Source organism: Micromonospora sp. NPDC049081, from assembly GCF_040648835.1.
GTDB lineage: Bacteria > Actinomycetota > Actinomycetes > Mycobacteriales > Micromonosporaceae > Micromonospora > Micromonospora antibiotica.
On the sequence record NZ_JBEZEK010000007.1, the window covers coordinates 23,938 to 49,630 of the forward strand.

Annotated in this window: 24 protein-coding genes; 7 read left to right on the forward strand and 17 right to left on the reverse strand. The window is 73.3% G+C overall.

Annotated elements, in window-relative coordinates; all coding sequences use genetic code 11:
- Positions 1–39: 39 nt before the first annotated feature.
- The 9 genes from AB0B63_RS12880 to AB0B63_RS12920 form a co-directional block, all read right to left on the reverse strand.
- Entirely contained in the window at positions 40–1,308 is a 1,269-nt protein-coding gene (locus AB0B63_RS12880) for a cupin domain-containing protein (RefSeq protein ID WP_357017722.1), read from the reverse strand.
- 8 nt (positions 1,309–1,316) lie between these two features.
- Positions 1,317–1,496: a hypothetical protein gene (locus tag AB0B63_RS12885; RefSeq protein ID WP_357018198.1), complete on the reverse strand. Its 180-nt coding sequence runs from the start codon at positions 1,494–1,496 to the stop codon at positions 1,317–1,319.
- A 153-nt stretch (positions 1,497–1,649) separates the two neighbouring features.
- A complete protein-coding gene (locus AB0B63_RS12890; RefSeq protein ID WP_357017725.1) occupies positions 1,650–2,078 on the reverse strand; it encodes a DUF2267 domain-containing protein in 429 nt (142 codons plus the stop codon).
- A 486-nt stretch (positions 2,079–2,564) separates the two neighbouring features.
- Positions 2,565–2,963, reverse strand: a complete 399-nt coding sequence (locus tag AB0B63_RS12895) for a TraR/DksA C4-type zinc finger protein (protein WP_208566291.1) — start codon at positions 2,961–2,963, stop codon at positions 2,565–2,567.
- 174 nt (positions 2,964–3,137) lie between these two features.
- Positions 3,138–3,806, reverse strand: coding sequence for a uridine kinase (locus AB0B63_RS12900; RefSeq protein ID WP_357017729.1), 669 nt, complete (start codon positions 3,804–3,806; stop codon positions 3,138–3,140).
- A gap of 24 nt (positions 3,807–3,830) precedes the next feature.
- Positions 3,831–4,439 carry a winged helix-turn-helix domain-containing protein gene (locus AB0B63_RS12905; RefSeq protein ID WP_208566293.1) on the reverse strand — a complete coding sequence of 203 codons (609 nt, stop codon included), beginning with the start codon at positions 4,437–4,439 and terminating at the stop codon, positions 3,831–3,833.
- Between the two features lie 282 nt (positions 4,440–4,721).
- Positions 4,722–5,225, reverse strand: a complete 504-nt coding sequence (locus tag AB0B63_RS12910; protein ID WP_357018167.1) for a winged helix-turn-helix domain-containing protein — start codon at positions 5,223–5,225, stop codon at positions 4,722–4,724.
- Between the two features lie 138 nt (positions 5,226–5,363).
- A complete protein-coding gene (locus AB0B63_RS12915) occupies positions 5,364–5,855 on the reverse strand; it encodes a rhodanese-like domain-containing protein (RefSeq protein WP_208566295.1) in 492 nt (163 codons plus the stop codon).
- A gap of 92 nt (positions 5,856–5,947) precedes the next feature.
- Positions 5,948–6,400: a cysteine dioxygenase family protein gene (locus AB0B63_RS12920; RefSeq protein WP_208566296.1), complete on the reverse strand. Its 453-nt coding sequence runs from the start codon at positions 6,398–6,400 to the stop codon at positions 5,948–5,950.
- A gap of 180 nt (positions 6,401–6,580) precedes the next feature.
- On the opposite strand from AB0B63_RS12920, the gene AB0B63_RS12925 reads away from it, so the two are divergent.
- Positions 6,581–6,973, forward strand: a complete 393-nt coding sequence (locus tag AB0B63_RS12925) for an ankyrin repeat domain-containing protein (protein ID WP_208566297.1) — start codon at positions 6,581–6,583, stop codon at positions 6,971–6,973.
- Positions 6,974–7,133: 160 nt separating this feature from the next.
- On the opposite strand, the gene AB0B63_RS12930 is transcribed toward AB0B63_RS12925, so the two are convergent.
- The 4 genes from AB0B63_RS12930 to secA2 form a co-directional block, all read right to left on the reverse strand.
- Positions 7,134–7,895: a class I SAM-dependent methyltransferase gene (locus AB0B63_RS12930; protein ID WP_357017734.1), complete on the reverse strand. Its 762-nt coding sequence runs from the start codon at positions 7,893–7,895 to the stop codon at positions 7,134–7,136.
- A gap of 100 nt (positions 7,896–7,995) precedes the next feature.
- The gene (locus tag AB0B63_RS12935) at positions 7,996–8,499 is read right to left on the reverse strand and encodes a DUF2231 domain-containing protein (RefSeq protein WP_208566299.1); all 504 of its coding nucleotides are present in this window, start codon (positions 8,497–8,499) and stop codon (positions 7,996–7,998) included.
- Positions 8,500–8,714: 215 nt separating this feature from the next.
- Positions 8,715–9,455, reverse strand: a complete 741-nt coding sequence (locus tag AB0B63_RS12940) for a GAF and ANTAR domain-containing protein (RefSeq protein WP_208566300.1) — start codon at positions 9,453–9,455, stop codon at positions 8,715–8,717.
- 177 nt (positions 9,456–9,632) lie between these two features.
- Complete coding sequence (secA2, locus tag AB0B63_RS12945) at positions 9,633–11,924, reverse strand: accessory Sec system translocase SecA2 (protein ID WP_357017738.1); 2,292 nt, start codon at positions 11,922–11,924, stop codon at positions 9,633–9,635.
- 649 nt (positions 11,925–12,573) lie between these two features.
- Here secA2 and AB0B63_RS12950 point away from each other — a divergent pair.
- Together AB0B63_RS12950 and AB0B63_RS12955 are read left to right on the forward strand one after the other, a co-directional pair.
- Positions 12,574–13,182 (forward strand): LysE family transporter, encoded by a 609-nt coding sequence (locus AB0B63_RS12950; protein ID WP_208566302.1) that lies wholly within the window; start codon positions 12,574–12,576, stop codon positions 13,180–13,182.
- A gap of 32 nt (positions 13,183–13,214) precedes the next feature.
- Complete coding sequence (locus tag AB0B63_RS12955; RefSeq protein WP_357017742.1) at positions 13,215–15,101, forward strand: KedN5 family methylcobalamin-dependent radical SAM C-methyltransferase; 1,887 nt, start codon at positions 13,215–13,217, stop codon at positions 15,099–15,101.
- Positions 15,102–15,167: 66 nt separating this feature from the next.
- Here AB0B63_RS12955 and AB0B63_RS12960 read toward each other — a convergent pair whose 3' ends face one another.
- Both AB0B63_RS12960 and AB0B63_RS12965 read right to left on the reverse strand, forming a co-directional pair.
- Positions 15,168–16,256, reverse strand: a complete 1,089-nt coding sequence (locus AB0B63_RS12960) for a zinc-binding dehydrogenase (RefSeq protein WP_357017745.1) — start codon at positions 16,254–16,256, stop codon at positions 15,168–15,170.
- Positions 16,249–17,283 (reverse strand): Gfo/Idh/MocA family oxidoreductase, encoded by a 1,035-nt coding sequence (locus AB0B63_RS12965; RefSeq protein WP_357017748.1) that lies wholly within the window; start codon positions 17,281–17,283, stop codon positions 16,249–16,251. The genes AB0B63_RS12960 and AB0B63_RS12965 overlap by 8 nt, the downstream gene beginning before the upstream one ends.
- 252 nt (positions 17,284–17,535) lie before the next feature.
- Here AB0B63_RS12965 and AB0B63_RS12970 point away from each other — a divergent pair, with 252 nt between their 5' ends.
- The 4 genes from AB0B63_RS12970 to ctaD all read left to right on the forward strand — a co-directional run bounded on the left by AB0B63_RS12970 (position 17,536) and on the right by ctaD (position 22,711).
- On the forward strand, positions 17,536–18,516 hold the full coding sequence (locus tag AB0B63_RS12970) for a glucosyl-3-phosphoglycerate synthase (RefSeq protein WP_307799087.1): 981 nt from the start codon (positions 17,536–17,538) through the stop codon (positions 18,514–18,516).
- Positions 18,517–18,616: 100 nt separating this feature from the next.
- Positions 18,617–19,774 (forward strand): glycosyltransferase, encoded by a 1,158-nt coding sequence (locus AB0B63_RS12975; protein ID WP_219461098.1) that lies wholly within the window; start codon positions 18,617–18,619, stop codon positions 19,772–19,774.
- A gap of 112 nt (positions 19,775–19,886) precedes the next feature.
- Entirely contained in the window at positions 19,887–20,615 is a 729-nt protein-coding gene (locus AB0B63_RS12980) for an ATP-binding protein (protein WP_357017751.1), read from the forward strand.
- Between the two features lie 89 nt (positions 20,616–20,704).
- Positions 20,705–22,711, forward strand: coding sequence for a cytochrome c oxidase subunit I (ctaD, locus tag AB0B63_RS12985; RefSeq protein ID WP_208566309.1), 2,007 nt, complete (start codon positions 20,705–20,707; stop codon positions 22,709–22,711).
- A gap of 76 nt (positions 22,712–22,787) precedes the next feature.
- Here the strand turns inward: ctaD and AB0B63_RS12990 are convergent, their stop codons facing one another.
- Positions 22,788–23,927 (reverse strand): SigB/SigF/SigG family RNA polymerase sigma factor, encoded by a 1,140-nt coding sequence (locus AB0B63_RS12990; protein WP_208566310.1) that lies wholly within the window; start codon positions 23,925–23,927, stop codon positions 22,788–22,790.
- Between the two features lie 334 nt (positions 23,928–24,261).
- Positions 24,262–25,665: a hypothetical protein gene (locus AB0B63_RS12995; protein ID WP_357018171.1), complete on the reverse strand. Its 1,404-nt coding sequence runs from the start codon at positions 25,663–25,665 to the stop codon at positions 24,262–24,264.
- Between the last annotated feature and the right edge of the window lie 28 nt (positions 25,666–25,693).

Consider the following 25,693-nt stretch of genomic DNA (forward strand, 5'->3'; position numbering starts at 1 on the left):
CGCGGGTCGGACCACTCGCCGGCCCGGCCGGGCCGGCGCTCACAGCGGTACGGCGACCGCCTCGCGTAGCAATCGACGGGCCAGCACCAACCGGTCGGCGTCGTCGTCGAGACCGGGCAGGTCGCCCACCCGCAGACCGGTGGACCCGAGCAGGGCACGCAGCGCCGCCGCACACTGGGCGGGCAGGGTGACGGTGCGGTCGACCAGCCGCAGCGCCACCCGGTCGGCGTCGGCGGTGAGCTGCCAGCGCAGGCCGCCCCGGGGTGCTATCCGGCTGTCGGCGGTGAGGCCGTCGAGCGCGGCGGCCTGGGCCAGCGGCCGGATCGGGGCCGGCCGGGCGGCCGGCCAGGCCCGGTCCCGCAGCCGGGCGGAGACCGCAGCCGGGTCGGCCCGCAGCAGCCAGTCGCGCAGCGCCTCGACGGTCTCGGTCAGCTCCGGCTCGATGGCGTCCGGGTCGGCGACGTCGGTGCCGAAGGGCAACCCGGCCCGCAGCCGGGGATCCTCGGCGGCCAGCGCCAGCAGCTCCTCGACCAGGGCGTACCGGGTCAGCGCCCGGATACCCACGGTCAGGTGCAGCGAGCGGGACTCCTGTGCCTGGGCGCTGTGCAGCCAACCACGCGGCAGGTAGAGCGCGTCGCCCGGTTCGAGGACCACGTCCAGTGCGGCCGGGCCGTCGGCGGTGGCGGACACCTCGTCGGCCCGACCGCCCCAGGGCTGGCGCTCCAACGGGTCGGTCAGCACGGGCGGGTGGATCCGCCAGTGCTTACGGCCGTCGACCTGGAGCACGAAGACGTCATGGGTGTCGTAGTGGGTGGCGAAGCCCTGGCTCCCCGGTGGGGTGAGATAGGCGTTGACCTGCAACGGCTGCGTCAGGGCGGCACCGAGGTCGCGGGCGAAGTCGACCAGGGCCGGCCAGAGCCGGTGCAGTCCCTGGAGCACCAGCGTCGCACCACCGGCGTACAGCTCCAGGATGCGCTCGTCGAGGACCTGGTCGCTGATCTCCGCGCCCGCGCCGCCGCCGCCGGTGAACCGCGCCGCCGGCACCAACTGGCCGTCGCGGGCCACCCGCAGGAACGGGGTACGCAGACCCCGCCGGCTGAGCAACTCGTCGGCGTCGTCCGGGCTGAGCAGATCGGTGAACCCGGCGGCGTTGGGCAGCTCGGCGGCGCGGGACAGCAGTGGCGCGCGACCCCAGTGGGCCGCGGCGAACTTGGCCGGTTCGACGCTGACGCAGCGGGCCAACGCCCGGGTCGCCGTAGACGGGACCGCCGGGCGGCCGTGGCCGCCCGGCGGGTCGATGATCGTCATGGTGCCGGTCAGCGGGCGCTGCCGTCGGCGCCGCCGTCGTGCTGACCCGGGGTGGCCCCGCCGTCGGCCGGGCCCTCCGCGCTGCCGTCCGCGCCACCGTCGTGCTGACCCGGGGTCGCGCCGCCGTCGGCCGGACCTTCGAGGCCGCCGCCGCTGGTGGTCTGGATGTCGTCGTCGTTCAGTGCCATGGGTGCTCCCTCGGGTGTGCCGCCCCGCCACGGGCGGGGTCTGTCGTGCGGGTGGTACCCCCCACACGATCTTCTCTAACCACACCGTAGACGCCCGGTCCGACGCGCGGGACGGATCGCCGGGCCCGGGTCGGGGGCAACGTGCGACCCGGATCAGGGAATCAGCCGTTGCAGGTCCCTCGGCATGCCGGACTTCACGTCCTGCCACTCGCCCTGGGTGACGTGCCGGCGCAGGGCGTCCAGCACCACCTGCGTCACCCGCTGCGGGCCACCCTCGACGTCGTACGGGAAACCCTGCCGGACCTCGTAGAGGAAGTCGTCCCGGTTGAGCTTGACCGGCACGTTCTCCGGCTGCCACCCGTCGAAGTAGATGCCCCGCACCAGGACCGGCAACTGGGCGGCGAACTCCGCGCACTCCTGCACGGTCATCCGGTCGCGCAGCAGGTGCAGCACCGTACGCAGCGCCGCGTACGACTGGTTGCGTCGCGCCCGGGGCCACCCGTACGCCTGCTCGATGTCCTTGAGGATCAGGTTGGTCTTGTCCACCGACGACTCGAACGCCGACATCAGTTGCTCCGCCATCGGGTCACCTCCCGGCCTTCGGCTCGCCGTCCCACCGACGGTCGTCGGCACGTCGGGGTGGCCCCGACGGGCCCCGCCCCTGGCGGGCAGGACTGCCGCCCCGGCCGGTCCGTTCCGGTCGACGGGTGTCCCCACCCGAGCCGACGACGTGCAGCACCGCGCCCCGTCGTGGGTCCACCACCACCCGCACCGCCATCTCGGTCACCTCCGTGCCCGTTCTCGGTGTCCGGCCGCACGACGCGACCGGTCGGCCCTGCCGGCCGGCACGGCCCGGAGCATCGCCCCGGTCCGCCAGTTCCGGCCGGCACCTTCGATGCTGCCCGGTGGCGGGGTGAGTCGTCCTCACCCCGACGAGGTGAAACCAGGCGACCTGGGGGAGGTGACCGGCGTCGGTCACCGGCCGGTGGTGGCGGCACCGGGGCCGCGGTCAGCGGCCGGCCGCATGTGGTGGACGGCGGTCGGTGCGTGGTGGCGGGAGGGCTGCGGTCAGGCGGCCCGCCGCTCCCGGTTCTGCTTGCAGGTCACGCAGGCGGTGGCCGAGGGGTAGATCTCGAGCCGCTCCACCGGGATCGGCGCCGTGCAGCCCTCGCAGAAGCCGTAGGTGCCCTCGTCCAGCCGGGTCAGCGCGTGCTCGAACTGGGCCCGCCGGTCGAGGATGGTGCGCAGCAGGGACTGGGCGGTGTCCCGCTCGGCGGTCTTGGTGCCGCTGTCGGCCTGGTCGTCGCCGGCGGTGTCGCCGACCTCCACCAGCCGCAGCACCTGGCTCTGCGCGACGGCCTGCTCGTACTCCGCGGACAACTCGTCGTAACGGGCCCGCAGGGAGGTCCGGATCTGGTCGGCCTCCGCCGTGGTACGGGCGGTGCCGGCGGTGTCGTGGACGAGCATCGCTGCCTGCCTTTCCTGGGACCGGCGCGGCCGAACGGCGCACTCCGGACTCGGACGGCACGGTTGAGATCATCCGTGCCGGATGAGCCCCGCGATTACCCACTCTCCCGATCCGGCAAACCACCGGGTTTCCCGGTCCGGTGAGCGCCGCCTCCCGTGAGCCACGCGGAGGGCTCAGCCGGTCGCTTCGTCCCGCTGCACCCAAGCCGGGTGGCGGGGGTCGTCGACCCGGACCACCACGTCGGCGAAGGAGGCCGGGGCGACCTCGTCGGCATACCGGGCGAAGGCCGGGAGGGTCCACCGCTGTGCCGGTTCGGTGCGCCGGGCCAGCGCGCCCGGCGAGAGCACCAGGTGCACGGTGACGTCGAACGGGAGTCCCCCACCGAGCAGGAACGCCCCACTGACCACCAGCACCGTACCCGGGGACAGGACCCGGTAGGCCGCCCGGCTGGCCCGGTCGGCCGCCGCGTCCCACAGTGAGGGCAGCACCCGCCCGGTGCCACCGGGGCCGGCCGGGTCGAGCACCTCCCGACGCAGGCCGGCCTCGTCGGTCCAGCTCTCGTAGTAGGCGTCGGGGTTGGTCCGGCCGGTTTCGTAGCGGACCGAGGCGGGCCGGAGGAAGTCCCCGGCACGCAGGTGCACCGCCGGGCGGCCCCCGGCGCGCAGCGGGTCGATCAGGGCGGCGGCGAGCCGCTCGGGAGCCGCAGCCGGTGGGCCGTCGACCGCGACCCGTAGATGGGCCGGCGCAGCGGATCCGGCGGAGGCCGGTACGGACGCGACCGTGAGGAGCCGTTCGGTCAACTCGGCGACGAGCCGGTCGGGCGAGATCGGACGGACACGCATCCCCCCATGGTGCCCTGCGGGCCCTCAGCCGGTGCGGTCGACGGTGACCCGGGCGTCGTCGGCGAGCCGGTAGCCCACCCCGTAGACCGTGGTCACCAACGGGACGTCGATGCCGACCTTGCCGCGCAGCCGACGGACGTGCACGTCCACGGTGCGTACCCCGGCATGCTCGTAGCCCCACACGGCGTTGAGCAGTTGCAACCGGGTGAACACCCGACGGGGGTGGGCCACCAGGTGCAGCAACAGGTCGAATTCCAGCCGGGTCAGCGGCAGCGGCTCGCCGTCGCGCAGCACCGAACGGGAGGAGGCCAGGATGTGCAGCATCGGGATGGTGGTCGCGAGGGACCGACCCGGGGACCGGCCGGCCGGGACCTGGTCGGGTCGCCGCTCGGCGGGGACGCCGGTGGTGGTGATGGTGCCCTCGCCGCGCTCCAGCATCTCGCGGGCCGCCTCCAGCAGCCGGCGGGCCGGCGGGGTCAGCGACTCCTCGCTGGCCAGCGGGATCGACAGGGTCACGGTGAGCACGGGGGTCACGCCGTTGGCCGGCCGACGCTGGCCGCCGGGGGGTCGGCCCGGGACCGAGGGTTGGGACGTATGCCATCCGGCGCGCGACGATGCGGGGCTGACCGACATGGTCCTCCTTGGGCTGGTCCGGGTAACTCCGCACGGCCCGGGACGCCGCTGCATCGATGCTTCCCGGCCCCTGGACGGGGGTCAAGGGGCGACCGCGTTGCATGAATGTGACAATTGACGAACAGTTCGCAGCCGGTCCCTCGCTCTGCGTACGAGCCAGATGATTACAGCAGAAGCGCCGACGTGCCCCAAAACGGGGGGTGCCTGCGCGTCAGGGCACCACCACGACGACGCGACGCACCCGCTCGGCTGAGCCGGGTGCGTCGCGAATGGGTCCGACGGTCAGCGGAAGCGGTCCACCCGGACCCTCGCCTCGTCGGCGAGTCGGTAACCCACTCCGTACACGGTGGTCACCAGCGGGGTGTCCGCGCCGAACTTGGCGCGCAGCCGCCGGACGTGCACGTCCACGGTACGGGCGACGGCGTGCTCGTACCCCCAGACGCTGCCGAGCAGCTGGAGCCGGGTGAAGACCCGGTGCGGGTGCTCGGCGAGGAAGAGCAGCAGGTCGAACTCGATGCGGGTGAGCGAGATCTCCCGCTCGCCCTGGCGCACCACCCGGGTGCCGGCGAAGATCCGCAGGGTCTGCGGGTCGTCGCCGGCCGGCGAGGGGTCCATCGTGGCCGGCGACGGGCGCGGGGGCGGCACCGACGACAGCAGGCGCGGGGCCGTCGGCTCGCTGAGCCGGACCGCCCCCTCCCCCGTCTCGACCAGTTCGCCGAGCAGGTCGACCAGGCGGGCCAGCCGGGGCGTCAGCGGCCCGGCGGTCAGGTCCAGGGTGATGGTCACCGACGGCGTGGACCGGGGCCGGCCCGGCGCCACCCGGTCGGGGCGGCCCGGTGGGTGCGGACGCGCGGTGAGGGTGACGAGGGACATGGGAGCCTCCTGTGTGGCGGTGCGTCCGCCACGCCCGGTGGGGCGCGACGGTCAGTGCGGCGTCCGGCCGGCGGTCACCGGCGGCGCGAGGGAGGGGGTACGGGGCGACGGCGCCGGCCCCAGGGTGGGCAGTCCGGCGATCCGCCAGGCGACGAATCCGCCGACCACGTCGGTGGCCCGGTGCAGCCCGAGATCCTGCAACGCGACGGCGGCCAACGACGAGGTGTAGCCCTCCTGGCAGATCACCAGCACCGGCAGGTCGTAGCCGGCCGCCTCGGGTAGCCGGGCCGGGCAGCGTGGATCGAGCCGCCACTCCAGGACGTTGCGTTCGATCACCAGAGCGCCCGGCACGGTGCCGTGGGCGGCCCGTTGGGCGGCCGGCCGGATGTCGACCATCAGTGATCCGCCCCGGTGGGCCAGGTGCGCCTGCTCGGGGTCGAGCCGGCGCAGGCGGGTGCGGGCCTCGGCGAGGATCTCGTCGATGCCACGCGAACCCGGTGGCGGGGCCGGACAACTCTCGGTGAGGGTGAGGTGCTGCGGCATCGTCGCGGTCCTTCCATGGGCGAGCCGACGGGCGGGCGGAGCAGGGGCGGGGGCGGGGACAGCGGCAGGGGCGGGGATAGCGGCGGGGGGCGTCACCAGGAGACGCCGGCGAGGGCGACCTCGGCCACCTGGAGCCGGCCGTCGACGAGGTGGTACCGGGTCATGTGGCGCAGTTCGGGCCGGTAGACGTGCACGCTGACCGCGGGCCGGTCGCCCCGGTTGGTCACCACGTGCACGTGGCGGGGGCCGAACCGTCGCCCGGTCCCGGCAGCGAGCCGGTGCGGGCGCAGCCGTCCACCGGAGACCGTCTGTTCGGTCAACTCACCGGCGACGACCAGGAAGGCACCCGATGAGCCACCGTGATCGTGCAGGTCGGTGCCCTGACCGGGCAGCCAGCTCAGCGCCCAGACCTCGTGGTCGTCGGCCGAGGCGAGCCGGGCGTACCACCGCTCGGCGCGGTCGAAGCACAGCGGCACCGTCCAGGTGGTGGGGTCGGTGTACCGGCCCGCGACGGCGAGCAGGTCGGCGGTGTGGATGCTGGTCATGGTCACTCCCGTGGTGAAACGTCCCGCACCACTCTAAGCTGTAAAGCCTATAGGTTTAGTAGGTAATACCGCATGCTGGGACAGGCGGTGCGGGCCGGCCCGCTCCGGCATCCGGACGGGGTGACAGCGGGCACCCGGCGACCACGCCACCGCCCGCGCCCGGACCTCTAGGCTGGACCGGTGACCGAGGAGTTGGACGCCGAGACGCTGGCCTTCGCCCACCGCATGTTCGACCTGGCCCGGCTGGGCGAGGCCACCGAACTCGGCGGCCACGTCGACGCCGGGCTACCGGTGAACATGACCAACGACAGGGGCGACACCCTGCTCATCCTGGCCGCCTACCACGCCCACCCGCAGACCGTGGCGGTGCTGCTGGCCCGGGGCGCGGACCACACCCGGGTCAACGACCGGGGGCAGACGGCGCTCGCCGCAGCGGTGTTCCGGCGCGACGCCGAGACGGTACGTGCCCTGCTCGACGCCGGAGCCGACCCGGAGCACGGCACCCCGTCGGCGGTGGAGACGGCCCGCTTCTTCGACCTGCCGGAGATGCTCACCCTGCTCGCCACCCGCTGACCCCGGCTCCGGCGGGGACACCGGCCAGCCGCGACGGGCGCGGCGGCCCCCGGGCCCGGTCGACTCGGCCCGGTCGACGGTGCGGTGCCCTGGCAGGCGGACACCGCGTCGGCGACCCCCCGGAGTGGACCTCCCGCCCGACCGGTCGGCGTGGTCGGGGTCACCCGGCCGGCTTGTCGGCCTCGATCAGAAAGCGGCGGGAGTGGGCGACGAACACACCCTCGGCCCGGATCCGCGCGTGTAGCCGCTCCAACTGCGGCCGGTACCGCTCGACGTCGAAGTCCGGCACGGTCCAGACCACCTTACGCAGGAACCAGACCACGGCACCGACGTCATGGAACTCCACCCGCAGGACGGCCCGATCGAGGCGTACCACGTCGAGGCCGGCGGACCGGGCGGCGGCCACCGCCTGGGCGGTGTGCCGGGTGGCCGGCGGCGGCAGCGGCCCCAGCACCGCCTCACTCAGCTCGCGCATGGTGCCGGCGCCGATCTGCTGGGACAGGTAGTGGCCGCCGGGCCGCAGCACCCGGGCGATCTCCGCCCACGGGGTGTGCACCGGGTGCCGGCTGGTCACCAGGTCGAAGGCGGCGTCCCGGAACGGCAGGCCCGCGTCGGGGTCGACCTGCACCACCCGCCCGTCGAGCCGTTCCAGCGTCCGCCGGGCGACCGCGACGTTGGGCGGCCACGCCTCGGTGGCGACCAGCAGCGGGGGCGGCTGCGGCACCTCGGCCAGCACCTCACCACCACCGGTGTCGATGTCCAACGCCGACCGGGCCGCCCCCATCCGGGCGGCCGACAGGCGGGCGTAACCCCACGGTGGGCGTTCCTCGGTGGCCCGGCCGTCCAGCCAGTCGAACCCCCAGCCGTCGACGGGGGCCGCCGCCGCCTCGGCGATCAACTCGGCACAGCTCCGACCGACCATCCGCCCAGCCTGCGGCACCCCGGCGCGAGCAGCAACCCGATTGTCCGCGCCGGACCCCACCCGGATCGCCGCCCGGCGCGTTGCCGGGGCGGGGACTCGGTCAGGGGGCGGGGCGGGCGATCTCGACGGTGGAGCCGGCGGGGAGTGCGTCGAAGGCGTCGAAGCCGGTGGGCTCCGGGAGGCCGGAATCGAACTGGCGCATCAGCCGGGCACCGAGCCCGACGCCGACCGCACCGACCGTCAGCGCCACCAGCTCGGTCACCAGCAGCACCCCGGTCGCGCCACGCTGCGGGGCGTCCGCCCGGATCAGGCAGGCCAGCAGGAAGAGCGCGGCCATGCCGGCGTTGACCATGTTGAAGGTGATCATGGTGCGACGGTGCGGCCCCGGCCGTACGTCCCACAGGTCGATCATGCCGGCCACTGCCGCGAGCCCGGCGGCCACCAGCGCGGCGACCCCCGTCCAGTAGCCGACCTCACCGAGAAAGGCCGGACCACCGGCCACGTCCGCGAGGTCGAAGACGGTGGCGCTGACGAAGAGCCCGAACGGGAACGTCACGAGCATCGGTTGGATGGGATGCCCCTGCACCCTCAGGCGGCTCTCCATCGTTTCCTCCCCGGGATCGGTTCAGCTCACCGGTCCAGGGTGCTACCCGCAGGCCGCTGCGACGAAACGGTCGGGCCGTGATTCGCGGGTCCGGAGAGAAACGACACCGTCGGCCGACGCGGTCCCGGGATCGGCATCGGCGACATGGCGGCATCGCCACACGTCGATGCTGTTACGTCGGCCCCGGCGAGCGGGTCGACCGAACCGGCCGGTCGTCAGGACTCGCGGGGGCGGGAGACCGTGGTGACCAGCCGTTCGGCCACCTCCCGTAGCGGGATGTCCAGTGAGGACGCCGCGCTGCGCAGCACGTCGAGGGCCTCCGGCGCCGGGCAGCCCCGCTGGGTCATGATCACCCCGACGGCCTGGCCGACGACGTTCTCCCCGAGCAGCGCGCCGTCACGTTCGCTGTCCCGCTCGGCCCGCCTGGCCCGGTCCCGTACGGCGGCCAGCAGCAGTCCCGCGTGCTCGGCGAGCAGCATCGCGGTGAGCTGGTGCCGGGTGCCCAGCGTGCCGTCCCGGCCGGCGTACAGGTTGATCGAGCCGACCGCCCGCTCGTCCACGTCCACCGGGGCGGAGATCACCCCGCGCACGCCGAGCCGGCGGGCGCGGTCGGTCCAGGCCGCCCACCGGTCCTCGACGGTCAGATCCGTCGCGATGATCATCTCGCGGCGGCGGATGGCGCTCATCGCCGGTGACTCCGCACCGTGCCCCAGGTCGTCCAGCTCGGCCAGCCGGGGGTCCGATGCGGCCACCCCGGCGGGCTCACCGGCCCGCAGCGCGGTGAAACCGCACCAGAGCACCCCCGGTACGGCGTCCGCGGCGATCCGGACCAGCTCGGTCAGCGCCTCGTCGAAGTCGTCGACCGCGATCAGCCCCGCGGTCAGCTCCCGCAGCAGGGCGGCCGTCTCCAGTACCCCGAGCGTGTCGATGGTCAGCTCCCGCATGTCCAGGTTCACCGGCCCACGGGCTCCGTCGTGCAGCTGCCGCCCGGCACCGGCGTCGTTGCCTGTGTCATCGTGATGATCTCTCCCCCGAGTCGTGGGCCCCGGGCTACTACCCTGGCAAAACCGGATCGAAACCGCGTAAAGGAACCCCTCCGGCGCGTTTCGCGCCGGAGGGGTTCCCCGGGCCGCTCAGCGGGCGGCGGCGAGCCGACGACCGACCGAGGCGATCAACCGGTCCAGCTCCGAGCCGAACGGGTTGTCGTGCACCAGGTACGTCCAGGTGGCGCTGGGCCGCACCAGCTTGGCGGCGTCCGGCTCCCAGTCCTCGGCGAACTCGGTCTCCTCGAAGGTCGCCAGGGTCCGCGTCTCGATCTCGGGGATGAGGTTGGTGAACGCCGGCACCGCCGCCCGGTGGAACTCGTCGAGCGGGTCGAGCCGGCCCAGCGCCCGAAGGTGCACGCCCTCGCGGACCTCGGACAGCTCGGCCAGGTGCTCCGCCCAGAGCCGGTCAGTGTGGTAGAGCGCGATGGAGCGGGCCACCCGGGCCAGCAGGTCCTCGTCCATCTCGCCGGCCTTGTCGGGCATCCGGTCGAGCAGCATCAGCGCGGCCACGTCCGAGGTGAGCAGCCGCTCCCGGCGCTCGGCCAGGGCGATGCGCTGCTGCTCGATGACGACGCTGTAGCGCCAGGTGTTGCGGTGGATCTCGTGGTTGACGCCCTCGGCGACCCGCTGGGCGTGCTCCACCGCGTAGTCGACCTGCTCGTCGGTGACCAGGCCGTCGGCGTTCATCCGGGGCGAGGCCGGGATGGTGTCGCCGGCGTGCCGCACGACCAGGTCGTCCTCCAGGCTGGTGAAGAAGACCGAACCGCCCGGGTCGCCCTGCCGGCCGGCCCGACCACGCAGCTGGTCGTCGACCCGACGGCTGTCGTGCCGGCCGCTGCCGATCACGTAGAGGCCGCCGAGTTCGGCCACCCGCTCCTGGTCGACCTGCTCGCTGCCGCCGAGCCGGATGTCCACGCCCCGGCCGGCCATCTGGGTGGAGACGGTCACCGCGCCGTACGCGCCGGCCTCGGCGATGATCGCCGCCTCCTCGTCGTCGTTCTTGGCGTTGAGCACCACGCACGGCACCCCGGCGGCGCGCAGGCCGGCGGCGAGCCCCTCGGACTCCTTGACGTCGAGGGTGCCGACCAGCACCGGGCGGCCCGCCTCGTGGCAGCGCCGGATCTCGTCGATCAGCGCCTCCTCCTTCTCCGCCCGGGTCGCGTAGATCCGGTCCGGCTCGTCCTCGCGGACGCAGGGGGTGTTCGGCGGGATCACCGCCACCTCGAGGCCGAAGAACTCGCGGAGCTGGTCGCCGACCAGCACCGCGGTCGCCGTCATGCCGCACAGCTTGGGGTAGCGCGCGATGTACGCCTGCACGGCGATGGTGCCCAGCACCTCGCCCTCGGCGGTGGCGTCCAGCCCCTCCTTCGCCTCCACGGCGGCCTGGAGGCCGTCGGGCCAGCGGCGGCGCTGGGCGACCCGGCCGCGCATCTCGTCGATCAGCTCCACCGAACCGTCACGGACGATGTAGTCGACGTCGCGGTGCAGCAGGGCGTGCGCGTGCAGCGCCACGTTCACCGCGGAGAGCTGGCCGACGTGCTCGGTGTCGTACAGGTCGATGCCGCCCAGCTTGGCCTCGACGGCGGCCAGGCCCTCGGTGGTGAAGGCGACGCTGCGGCCGTCCTCGGCGACCGTGTAGTGCCGGCCCCTGCGCAGGCCGCGCACGAGTGCGGCGGAGGCGTGCACCGGGTCCTGCTCGCCGGTGGTCGAGCCGGCCAGCACCATCGGCACCCGGGCCTCGTCGATCAGGATCGAGTCGGCCTCGTCGACGATCGCGGTGGCCAGCGGCGGCTGGACCCGGTCGGCGATGTCGGTGACGAGCTGGTCGCGCAGGAAGTCGAACCCGGCCTCGCTGACCGAGACGTAGGTGACGTCGCAGCCGTACGCGGCCCGCCGCTCGGTCGGGGTGGAGGCCTCGTTGACCCAGCCCACGCTCAATCCGAGCAGCCGGTAGACCGGCGTCATCCACTCGGCGTCCCGGCGGGCCAGGTAGTCGTTGACGGTGAGTACGTGCACCGGCCCGTTGCCCAGCCGGACGTGCCCGTAGGCGGCGATGGTGGCGGTGAGCGTCTTGCCCTCACCGGTGGCCATCTCGGCGACCTTGCCGGACAGCAGCGCCATCGCGCCGAGCAGCTGCACGTCGTACGGCCGCTGGTCGAGGCCCCGGCGGGCGGCCTCGCGGCCGACGGCACAGATCTCGGCGTACTCCGTGGCCGCACCGGCGGCCTCGGTCAGCGCGTCGTCGTCGAGCGCCGACAGGTCATCCTCGCGCGCGGCGATCCGCGGCAGCAGCTTCTCCAGCGGAGCCAGGTCGACCGTCGTCCCGGGGCGCTGGAGGAACCGGCGGAACCTGCTCTTCAACCGTTGCGACACACCCATGAGCGGCAACGGTACGCGAACCAGCGCGGAAAAGGCTGCCCGGTTGGCCCGACGCGGGCCCGGTGTCCCGTTCCCCACCCGTGCGGGCAGGTCAGCGCGGGTGCCGGCGGGTCCGGGTGGCCGCCGGTCGACCGGCGGCGACCGACGCGGTGGACTGGCGGGCGTCGATCCGGGGGCCGGTCCGGCCCGCCGGGCGGGGACGCGGTGGCCGGAGCACTCCCGATCCACAATTCCCACCTTATGGGACGTGTGAGCGGCGGATTCGGCGGCGGACGGCGGGCCCACGGCGACGGGGGGCGAAGATCCGATAGCCCTCCGTAGTCGCAGGTCAGTTCACCCCATCGCCACCGCACAACCGCCGGGGCGACGCGATCCGGACGCCGGTCACCACCACGGGTGCCGCAATTATCCGGCGTCGGGGGCGCGGGTGCTGGCGGACACCCGGTACATTGACTGCTGTTGCTCCCGGGCAGGCATCCCAGGGGGAGGAGAATGCCATCCCGACTTCCGCTGGATCCGCTGTCCAATGCCCGCGACGGGCGGTCGAGCAACCCCGGTGCGGCACGCCGAAGACGGTTGGCGATTCGCCGCACCCGAACCGCTACGATCATTACTCTCACTATTCCGCCGGGGGGCTACGGGTAGGAGTATGGACATCTTTTTCGCCGGCCTGTTGCTCGGGCTGGCCATGATAACGCCGATCGGTCCACAGAACATCTTCCTCATCAACCAGGGCTTCAGCGTGGGCATGCCACGGGCCTGGGTGGCGGTCGGCGCCGCGGGCGTCTGCGACACCGTCCTCATCGTCCTGGGCGGCGCCGGCGCCTCGGCGGTGCTGCAGAGCGTCCCCGGCCTCAAGACGGTGCTGCTCGTCGTCGGGGTCGGCTTCCTGAGCTACCTCGGGGTGCAGTGCTTCCGCACCAGCACCCGCGGGCCGGACGCCCTGGCCACGGGTGGTCTGCCCTGGACCCGGGTGGTGGCCCGGTGTGCCTCGGTCTCGGTGCTCAACCCCCACTCGGTGCTCGACGTGGTGGGTGTGCTCGGCGTCGCCATCGCCACCCAGACCCCGGACGACCGGCCGGTGTTCGCCGCCGGCACGGTCAGCGCCTCCTGGGTGTGGTTCATCGTCCTCACCTCCGCGGCATCCTCCCTGCGGCGCTGGTTGACCCCGCAGCGTCGGCAATGGATCGATTGGCTCTCCGGTTCGCTGCTGCTCCTGTTCGCAGCACTGTTCGCCATCGAAGCGGTACGCGGTTAGTCCCTCCTATTCGCGAACGGAGACACCGCACCATGTTCAAGATCGGATTGGTGCAACAAAGCGCATGGGACCTGCCCATCGATTCCATGCCACTGGCGGCGGGATATCTCAAGGCGATCCTCGACGCCGATCCCGACCTCGGTTCCGAGACCGACGTGCAGATCCACAACCTGCGCGGCGGCTGGTCGATCACCGAAATGGCCCGAAGGATATTCGCCAGTGAGCCGCCGGACATTCTCGCGTTCTCGGTGCTTGGGTGGAACTACCGGAACTTCGCCTGCCTGGCCGACCTCTACAAGCAGCTGAAGCCGGGCGGCACCGTGGTCTTCGGCGGCAACCACGTCAGCCACCAGGGGCCCCGGGTGTTCCGCGAACACCCCGCGGTCGACGTGGTGGTCAACGGGGAAGGGGAACTCACCTTCCGTGACCTGACCGCCGCGATCCTCGCCCGCCCCGGTGACCCGGCGCTCGACACCGTGGCCGGGGTCTCCTACCGGGACCCGGACGGGGCCTGCCACACCACGGAGGACCGGCCACGGATCGAGAACCTCGACGTGATCCCCTCGCCGTTCCTCACCGGCGCCATCCCCCTGGTCGACCGCAACGGAGCGTTCCCGTACGAGTTCGCGCTGCTGGAGACCAACCGGGGCTGCCCGTACAAGTGCTCGTTCTGCTACTGGGGCGGGGCGACCGGGCAGCGGGTGCGCTCGTTCTCCCGGGAACGCCTCGCCGAGGAACTCGACCTGTTCGGCTTCCACCAGGTGCCCACGGTCTTCCTCTGCGACGCCAACTTCGGCATGTTGGAGGCCGACGAGGAGTTCACCGAGGACCTGCTGAGCACCAACGCCCGGTACGGCTTCCCGACGGCGCTGGAGGCCAACTGGGCCAAGAACAAGTCCGAGCGGTTCCACCGTATCGTGCGGACCCTGCGGGACCGGGGGTTCAAGAGTTCGTTCACGCTCGCCCTCCAGACGCTGTCCGACGAGGCGCTGGGCGACATGCAGCGGCGCAACATGAAGCTCAACCAGTGGGAGGCGCTCGCCGACTGGCTGGCCCAGGAGAAGATGGAGGCGTTCGTCGAGTTGATCTGGGGAGCGCCCGGCGAGACCACCGCCTCGTTCTTCGACGGCTACGACCGCCTCGCCGAGAAGGTCCCCCGGATCGCGGTCTACCCGTTGCTGCTGCTGCCCAACACGGGCTACAGCGAGCAGCGCCAGCTGCACGGGTTCGTGACCGTCCGGGGCCAGCACGACGACTTCGAGTACGTGCTGGCCAACCGCACCTCGACCCTGGCCGAGAACTTCGCCATGCAACGCTTCATGTACCTGGCCCGCATCCTCGGCGAGAACCAGTACTTCCGGCGGCTCTGGCGGCCGGCCCGCCTACTCGCCGGGCTCACCCAGAGCCAGGTGATCAACAGTCTGCGGGACTTCATCGAGGCGTCGGCCCACCCGGCGGTGGTGGCGTTCCGGGAGAGCTTCCCGATCATCGCCGAGTCGCCGGCCGTCGCGGCCGGACACCGGATGCTCTACAGCGAGCCGGCGCTCGACGAGCAGATCGAACGGTGGTGGAACGACGCCGTGGTCAGTCGCTTCCCGGCCGACTGGGCCGAGTTCGGCCGGGAGCTGTACCGCTTCGAGCGCTGGAGCCGCCCGGTCTACCAGCCACCGGGCGCCGCCCGGCCGGCCGGCTGGCGGGTCGACGGCGAGGAGTACGCCAGTGACCCGGTCACCTTCCCCATGCCGGTCGCGGAGGTCCTCGCCGCCCTGGCCGACGGCGACCTGACCGCCCCGCGCGCCGCGGTGACGACGTACGAGTTCCGCAGCACACGCGGGTTCTACCAGCACCTGGACAACCACGAGACCGGGGCGCACTACTTCGCCCGGGCCGTGCCGCAGGTGACCGCCGACGCGCGGTGACCTGCGGTACCGGTCGCGTGCGGTGGCCGGCCCACCGCACGCGACCGGTCCCCGGTGGGGTGCCGGTCAGCCGGTGAGCACCACCTGGAGTTCCTGGCGACGGCGTTCGGCGAGGTCGGTGAGGAGGGCGGGTCCCTGCGCGAACGGGACCACTGCCGAGATCAGGTGGGTGTGGATCAGGTCGCCGTACCGGCGCAGCAGGTCGATCGTCTCGGCGGAGAGGCGTTCCCGGTCCCAGGTGGGGGCGAGACCCCGGGGCACCCGGCCGATCTGTGCGCAGCGCAGCGACAGCCCGTTGTGGTGGAACTCCTCACCGAGCCGGACGGCGTCCGCGCCGCCCTGGTAGAACGCCAGGTCGATCACGGTGCCCTGGGGGCGCAGCAGGCGCAGCGCCAGGTGCAGCGCCCAGTCCTGACCCCGGCACTGGAACACCACGTCGGCGCCCCGGTCCCCGGCGCTGTGGTGCCACCGGGTCTTGAGCACCACGGCGGGGTCGTCGGCGTCCGGGTCCAGGGTCTGCAGGCCGAGCGCCTCGGCGACCTGGCGGCGCTGCGGCGTCGGGTCGACCACCACCACCGAGGCGGCACCGTGCTGCCTGGCGAACAGGGCGGTGAGCAGGGCGACCACCCCACCGCCGACCACCGCGACCCGGCGGCCGCGCACCCCGTCGCCGAGCGAGCGGACGTCGGTGCCGTACAGGTCGGCGGCGGCGTGCAGCAGCCCGTTGGCGCAGATCGGGCCCATGTGGGCCACATAGACGCCGAGCAGCGGATCGAGGTCGTCGGGCAGCGGCACGAACCGTTCGGCCAGCGGGTCGGCGACGTACCCGGTGCGGTGGCCGTAGGTCATCGCACCGACGGTGCCGACGGCGATCGCCGGGGTACGGCTCTGCACCACCTCGGCGACCTGCATGTAGCCGAGCCGGGTGACCGGGTACGGGGTGCTGGCCGTTCCGGGCCGGAACAGGCCGAGGCCGGTGTCGAAGGTGACGTTGAGGTAGGGGTTGGTGCCCTTGACGAAGCTCAGCTCGGTGCCGGCGGAGATGCCGCTGTAGCGGGTCCGCACCCGGATGGTGCCGTCGCGCAGCTCACCGGCCTCCTGCTCGGCCAGCTCGACCCGTCCCGGTCCGCTGACCACCACCACCGTGTCACGCATCGACGGTCACCCCCGCGGGTGTCGCCGGCACGCCGCCGGCCACCGACGTCAGGGCGGCCGGGCCGGTGGGCAGGGTGACGGGGCGACCGGTGCGGGCGCTCTGCGCGACCGCGACCGCCAGTCGCTGGGTGCGCAGCGCCTCCGCGTACGGCACCCGGATGTCGTCGCCGACGCCGGTGACCGCGTCGACGAAGGCCCGGTCGACGGCGACCCGGGCCTCGTCCGGGTCGGCCGCCAGGTGGCGTTCCCCGTCGGCGTCGCGGATCGTCAGGCCGTCCTCGGCCAGGGACAGGGCCAGCCCGTCGGCGAGGATCTCCAGGCCGGCGCGGTGTTTCCAGCCGAGCACGCAGGCGGCGGCGAGGGTGCCCACCGCCCCGGAGGCGAAGCGCAGCGTGGCGGCGGTCACCGAGTCGATGTCGGCGTCGTCGACCGGCGGCGGGCTGCCGTCGCCGTACGCGGTCACCTCGACGGCCTCACCGGCCAGCACGCGGATCAGGTCCAGCACGTGGGCGGCCTGCTCGACGACCGGGCCGCCGGAGCGGTCCCGCACCGCCCACCAGGCCACCGGGGGCACCTTGTCCAGCCAGGCTCCGTTGACCATCCGCACCGGGCGGTCGGCGAGTAGCTGCCGGGCCCGCTGCACCACGTGCAGGTGACGCCAGTGGTGTCCGACGGCGGTGAGCAGCTGCTTCTCCTGGACCAGGGCGGCGATCCGCTCGGCGGTGTCCAGGTCGGCGGCGACCGGTTTCTCCACGAACATCGGCACCCCGGCCGCGATCACGGCTTCCTCCACCGGCCCGTGCGCGAACGGGGGCACGCAGACGTAGACGGCGTCCGGGCCGGCGGCCAGCAGCTCGTCGACGTCGGCGAAGACGTGCGCGGAGTGCGCGGCGGCCAGTTCCGTCGCCGCGTCCCGGGCCACGTCGGTGACACCGAGCAACTCCACGTCGGCGAAACTCCCCAGCACGCGGGCGTGGCGTTGCGCCACCCCGCCGGCCCCGACCAGCCCCACCCGGCACGTACGCATTCTTCGGCCCTCTCGACGCGGTCATGACCAACGCCGTCAGCACTCCCCCCGGTGGGCCGGGGCGAAACCCCGGGGTCGTCGCGCAACACAGCGTTCACCTGCCGGGAACCGGCCGGTGGAACCGACGTGATCAAGCTGTTAGGGATTATCCGGTTAGCGGTTGTGCGGGGGTGGGAAAACCACATCCGGGTTTTCCGCCATGGATCTGGGGGTTTGCCAGTGCGGGATACAACACCGATCGTCTCTCCTGTCGTGGAGGCGTGGGCCACCTATCGAACGACGTCGGCGCAGGACTGGCCCACGCGACGGCTGATGCGGGCGAAGGGAGAGAACCGGGTCAGCGTCGTGCTGCCCGCCCGCAACGAGGAAGCTACCGTCGGGGCGATCGTCGCGACGATCCGGGAACACCTGATGGACCGGGTTCCCCTGGTCGACGAGCTGATCGTGGTCGACTCCCGGTCGACCGACCGGACCGCACAGGTGGCCCGGGCCGCCGGCGCGGAGGTGGTCGGTCAGGACGAGATGACCCGGGGGCTGCCCCGGCTGACCGGCAAGGGTGACGCGCTCTGGGCCGGCCTGGCCGCCGCCGAGGGCGACGTCGTCGCCTTCATCGACGCCGATCTGCGGGAGTTCCGGCCGCACTTCGTGACCGGCCTGATCGGTCCGCTGCTGGTCGATCCGTCGGTGGAGTTCGTGAAGGGCTTCTACCACCGGCCCCTGGTCGGCACGACCAGCGTCGAGACCGACGGCGGCGGACGGGTGACGGAGCTGATGGCCCGGCCGCTGCTGAACCTGTTCTGGCCGGAGCTGGCCGGCTTCGTGCAGCCCCTGGCAGGCGAGTACGCCGGCCGGCGCGAGGTGCTGGAACGGGTGCCGTTCGTCACCGGTTACGGGGTCGAGACGGCCATGCTGATCGATCTGCTGGAACTGGTCGGCCTGGACGCGTTGGCCCAGGTCGACCTGGGCGAGCGCAAGCACCGGCACCAGGACACCGCGGCCCTGGGCCGGATGTCCGCGCAGATCATGCACACCGCCTGGGCGCGGTTGCAGCGGCGCGGCTGGGCCGCCCCGGGCACCAGCCCGGGAGCGCTGCTGACCCAGTTCCGTCGGGGCGGCTCGGAGGCGCTGCCGAATCTCGACCGGGAGATCGTCGTCAACGACGTCTCGGTGCAGGAACGTCCACCCCTGGCCGAGCTGCGGCCCCGGCTGCCGCGGCGGCGGGTGGCCGCGTGACGACACGGCGGGCCCTCCGACGCGACACCGGCAGTGCCACCCGACGCGCGGGGTCGACACCCGCCCGGGACTCCCACCGTCCCGAGAGGATTCCCCGATCATGAGTCTCACCGTGTTGATGAACGCCGGCCCCTGGCTGTCCGTGCCCCCACCCGGCTACGGCGGCATCGAGAACGTCATCGCCACCCTGGTGCCGGAGCTGCGCCGGCTCGGGGTGAAGGTGGTGCTGGCCTCGGTGGGGTCGAGCACCCTGCCGGTGGACGAGAGGTTCTCGGTCTACGACGACGGGCAGTTCGCGGCGTTGCAACGGCCCTACAACCAGGTGTGCGGGGTGTCCCAGGCGCACCTGGCCGGGGTGGTCCGGCAGGTGCACGGCCGCGACGACATCGACCTGGTGCACGACCACGTGGAAGCCGTCGGGCTGGCCACCCTCGCGGCGATGGGGCCGGCCGCCCCACCGGTGCTGCACACCCTGCACTGGGACCTCGCCAAGCACCCCGAGCTGTACGGCAACCTCGACGCCGGGGCGCGGGTCCGGGTCAACGGGGTCTCCGCCGCCCAACTGGCCCGCGCACCCCGGGCACTGCGGGCGCACTCGGTCGGGCACGTGCACCTGTCCACCCCGCTGGCCGTGCACGCCGACCGGGCGCCCCGGCCGGCAAAGGGTGACTACACGATCATTCTCGGCCGGATCAACCCGGGCAAGGGCCAGGACGTGGGCGCCCGGCTGGCCCGGCGCACCGGGGTGCCGCTGGTGCTCGCCGGCCCGGTCGGGCCGTACCACCGGCCGGCGGACCTGGCCGCGGCGGGTGAGGAGGCCCGGCAGAACCCGGACGTGCGGTTCTTCTACGACCAGGTCGCCCCGCACGTCGACGGTGACCTGGTCCGCTGGGTGGGCACGGTGGCCGGCCGGGAGCGCGACGACCTGCTGGCCGGGGCGCGGGCGTCGTTGTTCCCGCTGCGCTGGGAGGAACCCGGCGGGACCGCCGTGGTGGAGTCGCTGGCGTTGGGCACGCCGGTGGTGGCGACCGGGCGGGGTTGCCTGCCCGAGCTGATCGCGCACGGGCGGACCGGCCTGCTCACCGACGACGAGGAGGAGCTGGGTGAGCTGTTGCTGGCGGCACGCCGGCTCGATCCGGACGAGTGCCGGCGGGAGGCCGCCGAGCGGTTCACCCCGGCGGTGATGGCGCAGCGGTACGTCACGCTCTACGAGACGGTCCGCGCCGGGGCCCGCAAGCCGCAGCTCCAGGCCGCCTGAACCACCGACCCGACCGGGTCCGGACCGTCCTCGGTCCGGGCCCGGTTTCGTTCCCCGGGACCGCGGGTACCTGGCGGTTCTGCCCAGCACCGCGAGCGGAATCGAGGGGCCGATGGCCAGCCGGATCACCTGCGAGGTCCACGACGAGTCACCCGTGACCGTCGTACGCCTCGCGGGCGCACTCGACCTGGGCACCATGCGCGCCGTACACACCGTGCTGGACCGCTGCCTGGCCACGCTGCCGGACGCGTTGGTGGTCGACCTGGGCGGGGTGACCGTCGCCGACCGGTTGGCGCTGTCGGTCTTCGCCGCCACCGCCCGGCAGGCCGCGGACTGGCCGGCCGTGCCGGTGGTGCTCTGCTCCCCCCCGCCGGACGCCGCCGCCTGGCTGGCCACCTCCACCGCCTGCCGGGTGGTGCCGGTACGGCAGGACTGCGCCGAGGCGACCCGGCTGGCCGGGGCGACCGCCGCACCCCGGTTGCGGGTCCGGTTGGATCCGGTGGCGGGGGCCTGCCGGCGGGCCCGTGAGCTGGTCGGTGACGCCTGCGCCCGGTGGAACGTCCCGCACCTGGTGGAACCGGCGTCGCTGGTGCTCAGTGAGCTGGTCGGCAACGTGGTGCGGCACGCCCACACCCCGATGCGGATCACGTTGACCCTGCACCAGCCGTACCTGCGGGTGGCGGTCGCCGACGGCAGCCGGGCGGTGGCGCGCGCGGCCAGCCCGGACGTGACCGCCGAGGGCGGCCGGGGTTTGCTGCTGATCCGGGACATGGCGCAGCGCTGGGGCAGTTCCCCGCTGGCCGACGGCAAAGTGGTTTGGGCACTCCTGCCCGCGAATTGACCGAAATTCCCTCTCTCGCCTGGTTACATGGGCGGAGGGACGGGTAGTCGCGCCCGTCCTTTCTGTCGTCACGACGGGGTGAGAGAGCCATGCCCAGACGGGTAACCACGGAACCCGCCCGAGACCGCGGCCCGGCGATCCTCGCCCCGGCCCGGTTCGGTGGCTTCCCCGGACCGGTCCGCCCGGCACTTCCCGGGAACAAGCTGCTGCGGCTGCTCGGCACCACCGACGCCAAGCAGATCGGCCTGCTCTACCTGGCCACGTCGTTCGTGTTCTTCCTGATCGGCGGCGTGCTCGCCCTGCTCATCCGGGCCGAGCTGGCCCGGCCCGGGATGCAGTTCCTCTCCCCCGAGCAGTACAACCAGGCGTTCACCATGCACGGCACGATCATGCTGCTGCTCTTCGCCACCCCACTGGTGTTCGCCTTCGGCAACTACATCGTCCCGTTGCAGATCGGCGCACCGGACGTGGCCTTCCCCCGGCTCAACGCGTTCGCGTACTGGCTATACCTGTTCGGCGGCACGATGGTCGTCGGCGGCTACCTCACCCCCGGTGGTGCGGCCGACTTCGGCTGGACGGCGTACAACCCGCTCAGCGACGCGACGCACTCCCCCGGCATCGGGGGGAACCTGTGGGTGGTCGGCCTGGTCGTCTCCGGCCTGGGCACCATCCTGGGCGCGGTCAACCTGATCACCACCACGCTGACCCTGCGCGCGCCCGGCATGACCATGTTCCGGATGCCGATCTTCACGTGGAACATGCTGCTCACCGCCGTCCTGGTGATCCTGGTCTTCCCGCTGCTGGCCGCCGCGCTGCTGGCGCTGGGCGCGGACCGGCTGCTCGACGCCCACGTCTACGACCCGGCGACCGGCGGACCGATGCTGTGGCAGCACCTGTTCTGGTTCTTCGGCCACCCCGAGGTCTACATCGTGGCGTTGCCGTTCTTCGGCATCATCACCGAGATCATCCCGGTCTTCAGCCGCAAACCGATCTTCGGCTACACCGGCCTGGTGCTGGCCACCGTCGCGATCACCGTGCTGTCGATGACCGTCTGGGCGCACCACATGTTCGCCACCGGCCAGGTGCTGCTGCCGTTCTTCAGCTTCCTCAGCTATCTGATCGCGGTGCCCACCGGGGTGAAGTTCTTCAACTGGATCGGCACCATGTGGAAGGGGCAGCTCACCTTCGAGACGCCGATGCTGTTCGCCGTCGGGTTCCTGGTCACCTTCCTGCTCGGCGGCCTGACCGGGGTGCTGCTGGCCAGCCCGCCGGTGGACTTCCACGTCACCGACTCGTACTTCGTGGTGGCGCACTTCCACTACGTGCTGTTCGGCACCATCGTGTTCGCCGCGTTCGGCGGGGTCTACTTCTGGTTTCCCAAGATGACCGGCCGGCTGCTCGACGAACGGCTCGGCAAGCTGCACTTCTGGACCATGTTCATCGGCTTCCACGCCACCTTCCTGGTGCAGCACTGGCTGGGCGACGAGGGGATGCCCCGCCGGTACGCCGACTACCTGCCCGACGACGGCTTCACCACGCTCAACATGATCTCCACCGTCGGGTCGTTCGTGCTCGGCGCGTCCACCCTGTTCTTCCTCTACAACGTGTGGAAGTCCTGGCGCTACGGCGCGCTGGTGACGGTGGACGACCCGTGGGGTTTCGGCAACTCCCTGGAATGGGCCACCACCTGCCCGCCCCCGTTGCGCAACTTCGACCGGATGCCCCGGATCCGCTCCGAGCGGCCCGCCTTCGACGCCAAGTACGGCCCCCTCGTCGCCGACCTCGGCCGGGACCTGCCGCAACGCACCACCCGGCCACCGCAGCACCTGCACGACGAGCTGCACCACGAGCGGCACGTACCCGAGTCACCGGCGGCCGAAGGCGCGCACGGGGCCCGGGAGGCGGTGGAGTACCAACCCGCCCCGCAGTCCGGCGCCCGCCCGGTGGAGGTGCCCGAACCGGAGGACGTCCGCCGTCCCGGCTTCGCGCACTCCGACGCCCCGGACGACGACGGCCCCGGCGGTGCGAACCCCGACACCCCCGAACGGTGGCGGCACCCGCACAGCACGGACGACGACGACCCCGGACGGCGCTGACCCGCAACGGTCGTCGGGCCGGCACCCCGTTCGGGGGTGCCGGCCCGACGTTCGTCCCCCGCCGGCCGGAGCCGGGTCAGGCGTCCACGGTGGCAGGCAGGCCGGCGGCGGCCAGCGACCGTCGTACCGCCGGCTGGGCCCGGGTCAGCCGCAGCGGCACCCCGGTCCGGATGGCGGCGTCCCGGCCGGCCACCAGTGCGGCGATGCCACCGGCGTCGACCCCGCCCGCTCCGTCCAGGTCCACCACCAGCTCGCGGGGCTGCCCGGCGACCGCCTCCAGCATCATCCGGCGCAACTGGTCCGCGCCGTCGCGGTCGATCTCTCCCCCGACCTCGACCACCGTCCGCTCCGCGGTGCGTCTGACCGCGATCCGGTTCCGGCCGGTCTCCGTCTCGGCGGTGCCGTTCTGCCAGGGCGGCGGGGTGTCGGCGAGCATCGCCTGACGCAGCCAGGTCAACGCCCGCGACAGCAGCCGGGACACGTGCATCTGGGAGATGCCGAACCGGGCGGCGATCTCGGCCTGGGTCTGGTTGCCGTAGAAGCGCATCGCCAGGATGCGCCGCTCCCGCCAGGGCAGCCGGTGCAGCAGCCCGCTGACCGTCACCCGGTCGTCCACCGACTCCAACGCGTTGTCCGACTCGCCGACCAGGTCACCGAACTCGGCGGAACTCTCCCCGCCGACCGGTGCGTTGAGCGAGGCGGGGCTGTAGCCGGCCGCCGACTCCAGGGCGGCGAGGATCTCCTCCTCCGGCGTCTCCAGCCGGGCCGCCAGCTCGGCCACGCTCGGCGCCCGGGACAGTTCGCTGGTCAGCGCCGAGGTGGCCTGCCCGACCTCCAGGATCAGGTCGCGCAACCGCCGGGGCACGTGCACCCCCCAGGTGCGGTCCCGGAAGTGCCGCTTGATCTCACCGACGATGGTGATCGCCGCGTACGCGGTGAACGAACCCCGCTCGGGGTCGTACCGGTCGACGGCGTTGACCAGGCCGAGCCGGGCCACCTGCTCCAGGTCCTCCAACGGCTCGCCCCGCCCCCGGTAGCGGCGGGCCAGCCGGCCGGCGAACGGCAGGGCGAACCGGACCAGGTCCTCGCGGGCCTCGCCCCGACGCTCCGGTGGCAGGCCGGCGATCCGCGCGGCGTACGCCAGCGCGGCGGCGTCCAGATCCTCCAGACCCCGTTCGGTCGGAGGTGGTGTGGTCGTGGTGGTCTGTCCGAACATCCGCGCCTCCCTCAGGAAGGTCCCCCGCCCGGATCGAGCCGGTCGTGCGCGTGGTGGCACCACGCACCGGGTCGGAAGTGGGGTCACGTGCCGCGCCGGGATCGCCGGACGCGCGGAGGCGATGACCGGTCGCCACCCGGCGTGATCGCACCGTCGCGGCGAGCGGTCTTCCCGCTCCCCAGGTACTCAACCACGCGGCCCCGGGTTCGCGAGGATGTTTCGGTGTGCCCGGTCCGGCCCGACGGCGCGGACACCCCGGGCGTCCCCTTTCCGGGTTACCGGCTGCCCGTCGCCCGCCGGAGCGGGCGGTGTCGGCGCCGGACGGGCCGGCCGGTCAGGACACGGCCAACCCCAGCGGGGCACCCGCGTCCCGGAGCCCGGCCAACGCGTCGGCCACGCTCAGCGGCGGCGGCGTCGGCAGGTCGTACGGCTGACCGCGCAGCACCTCGGTGGCCCGCCGGGTGGCCACCGAGGCGACCGGGTAACCGCGGGCGGCGGTGCGGTCCAGGGCCCGGCGACGACGGCCGAACGCCGCCACCGCCAGCCACTGCGGCAGCCCGGCCAGCGCTGGTGAGCGCATCCCCGGCGACTCGGGCAGCACGTCCACCGAGCTGAACGGCTCGCTGCCGGCGAGCCACCACTCCACCTCCTCGACGCTGCGTCGGGTCGCGTTCTCACACCAGTACGGCACCAGCCCCGCCCGTACCACCTGCCACGGATCGAACAGCCGGCCGCACTCGACCACCAACCGGTCGCCGGTCTTGCCGGCCCGACGCAGCCACCGGCGGTACAGGTCGGCGGTCGCCGCGCTGAGCGCCCCGGGGTGCGGCGTCTGCACCTGACGCAGCTCGTGCCCCCGGCTACGGGCCCAGTGGTCCAGCGTGCGGGTGAAGCCCGGTTCCACCCCGTGCTCGGCGGGCTCGCGGGCGGCGGTGACCGCCGGTGGCTCCCAGCCCTGCCCGGTCCCGCCGACCGCCCGCAGCACCTGACGCAGGGTGGGTGAGTCGGTGTGGAAGTCCACCGGTTCCAGCCCGCTGGCCGGGGAGCCGAGCTGGAAGCTGTGCCCCTGCCCGGAGTCCGACACCGGCCACCGACGGCCGTCACCGACCAGCAGCAGCACCGCCCGGGGCGTCAGCCGGTCGGCCAGGAACCGGGCGTACGCCACCGGTAACGCCCGCCACCGGGCCACCAGGCTGATCGCGACGCCGGCCAGCGTGCCCCGGCTCGCCGGGCAGTGCACCTGGCGGACGTGCAGGTCGGGGTTGCCGGCGAGGACCCGGGCGGCGAACGCGGCACCCTGGTCCAGGGCGGCACCGGGCCGGTCCACCGCGCCGCGCGTCCAGTGCGCGGTCATCTCGAACCCGGTGGGCAGCCAGGGCACCCCGAGCGCCACGGCCAGGTGCACCGCGGCGGCGTGCGGGGAGCCCAGCACCAGCGCCGGATACCGTTCCCGGGGGTACTGGTCGACGATCCACCGGGCCACCCGTTCCCCGTCCACCTCGCCGACCTGTGCGGCGGTGAGCGCCACCTCGCCGGCGACCCGCCCGGCGACGGCCCGGCGTACCGGCTCCGGCGCGGGGGTGAACCGTGACGGCCGGCTCGGCTGGCCCAGGTCGGCGCAGTCCACCCCGCGCAGGGCCCGGGCGGCGGCGGCCACCAGCACCCGCGCGGGGCTACCCACCGCCACGACCCGGTCGCCGGCCAGCCCCGCACCCTGGGCCGTCGGTCCCGCCGGCACCACCGACGCCGGCTCCACCCCGCCTCGA

Bases quoted from the DNA above. Each gene is read 5' to 3' on its own strand.
- AB0B63_RS12980 (WP_357017751.1), top strand. From the start codon at position 19,887: ATGGCCAGCCGGATCACCTGCGAGGTCCACGACGAGTCACCCGTGACC.
- AB0B63_RS12905 (WP_208566293.1), bottom strand. From the start codon at position 4,439: ATGTCGGTCAGCCCCGCATCGTCGCGCGCCGGATGGCATACGTCCCAA.
- secA2 (WP_357017738.1), bottom strand. From the start codon at position 11,924: ATGGGTGTGTCGCAACGGTTGAAGAGCAGGTTCCGCCGGTTCCTCCAG.
- AB0B63_RS12915 (WP_208566295.1), bottom strand. From the start codon at position 5,855: ATGCCGCAGCACCTCACCCTCACCGAGAGTTGTCCGGCCCCGCCACCG.
- AB0B63_RS12975 (WP_219461098.1), top strand. From the start codon at position 18,617: ATGAGTCTCACCGTGTTGATGAACGCCGGCCCCTGGCTGTCCGTGCCC.
- AB0B63_RS12950 (WP_208566302.1), top strand. From the start codon at position 12,574: ATGGACATCTTTTTCGCCGGCCTGTTGCTCGGGCTGGCCATGATAACG.
- AB0B63_RS12955 (WP_357017742.1), top strand. From the start codon at position 13,215: ATGTTCAAGATCGGATTGGTGCAACAAAGCGCATGGGACCTGCCCATC.
- ctaD (WP_208566309.1), top strand. From the start codon at position 20,705: ATGCCCAGACGGGTAACCACGGAACCCGCCCGAGACCGCGGCCCGGCG.
- AB0B63_RS12935 (WP_208566299.1), bottom strand. From the start codon at position 8,499: ATGGAGAGCCGCCTGAGGGTGCAGGGGCATCCCATCCAACCGATGCTC.
- AB0B63_RS12930 (WP_357017734.1), bottom strand. From the start codon at position 7,895: ATGGTCGGTCGGAGCTGTGCCGAGTTGATCGCCGAGGCGGCGGCGGCC.
- AB0B63_RS12960 (WP_357017745.1), bottom strand. From the start codon at position 16,256: ATGCGTGACACGGTGGTGGTGGTCAGCGGACCGGGACGGGTCGAGCTG.
- AB0B63_RS12880 (WP_357017722.1), bottom strand. From the start codon at position 1,308: ATGACGATCATCGACCCGCCGGGCGGCCACGGCCGCCCGGCGGTCCCG.
- AB0B63_RS12965 (WP_357017748.1), bottom strand. From the start codon at position 17,283: ATGCGTACGTGCCGGGTGGGGCTGGTCGGGGCCGGCGGGGTGGCGCAA.
- AB0B63_RS12890 (WP_357017725.1), bottom strand. From the start codon at position 2,078: ATGGCGGAGCAACTGATGTCGGCGTTCGAGTCGTCGGTGGACAAGACC.
- AB0B63_RS12920 (WP_208566296.1), bottom strand. From the start codon at position 6,400: ATGACCAGCATCCACACCGCCGACCTGCTCGCCGTCGCGGGCCGGTAC.
- AB0B63_RS12900 (WP_357017729.1), bottom strand. From the start codon at position 3,806: ATGCGTGTCCGTCCGATCTCGCCCGACCGGCTCGTCGCCGAGTTGACC.
- AB0B63_RS12990 (WP_208566310.1), bottom strand. From the start codon at position 23,927: ATGTTCGGACAGACCACCACGACCACACCACCTCCGACCGAACGGGGT.
- AB0B63_RS12895 (WP_208566291.1), bottom strand. From the start codon at position 2,963: ATGCTCGTCCACGACACCGCCGGCACCGCCCGTACCACGGCGGAGGCC.
- AB0B63_RS12885 (WP_357018198.1), bottom strand. From the start codon at position 1,496: ATGGCACTGAACGACGACGACATCCAGACCACCAGCGGCGGCGGCCTC.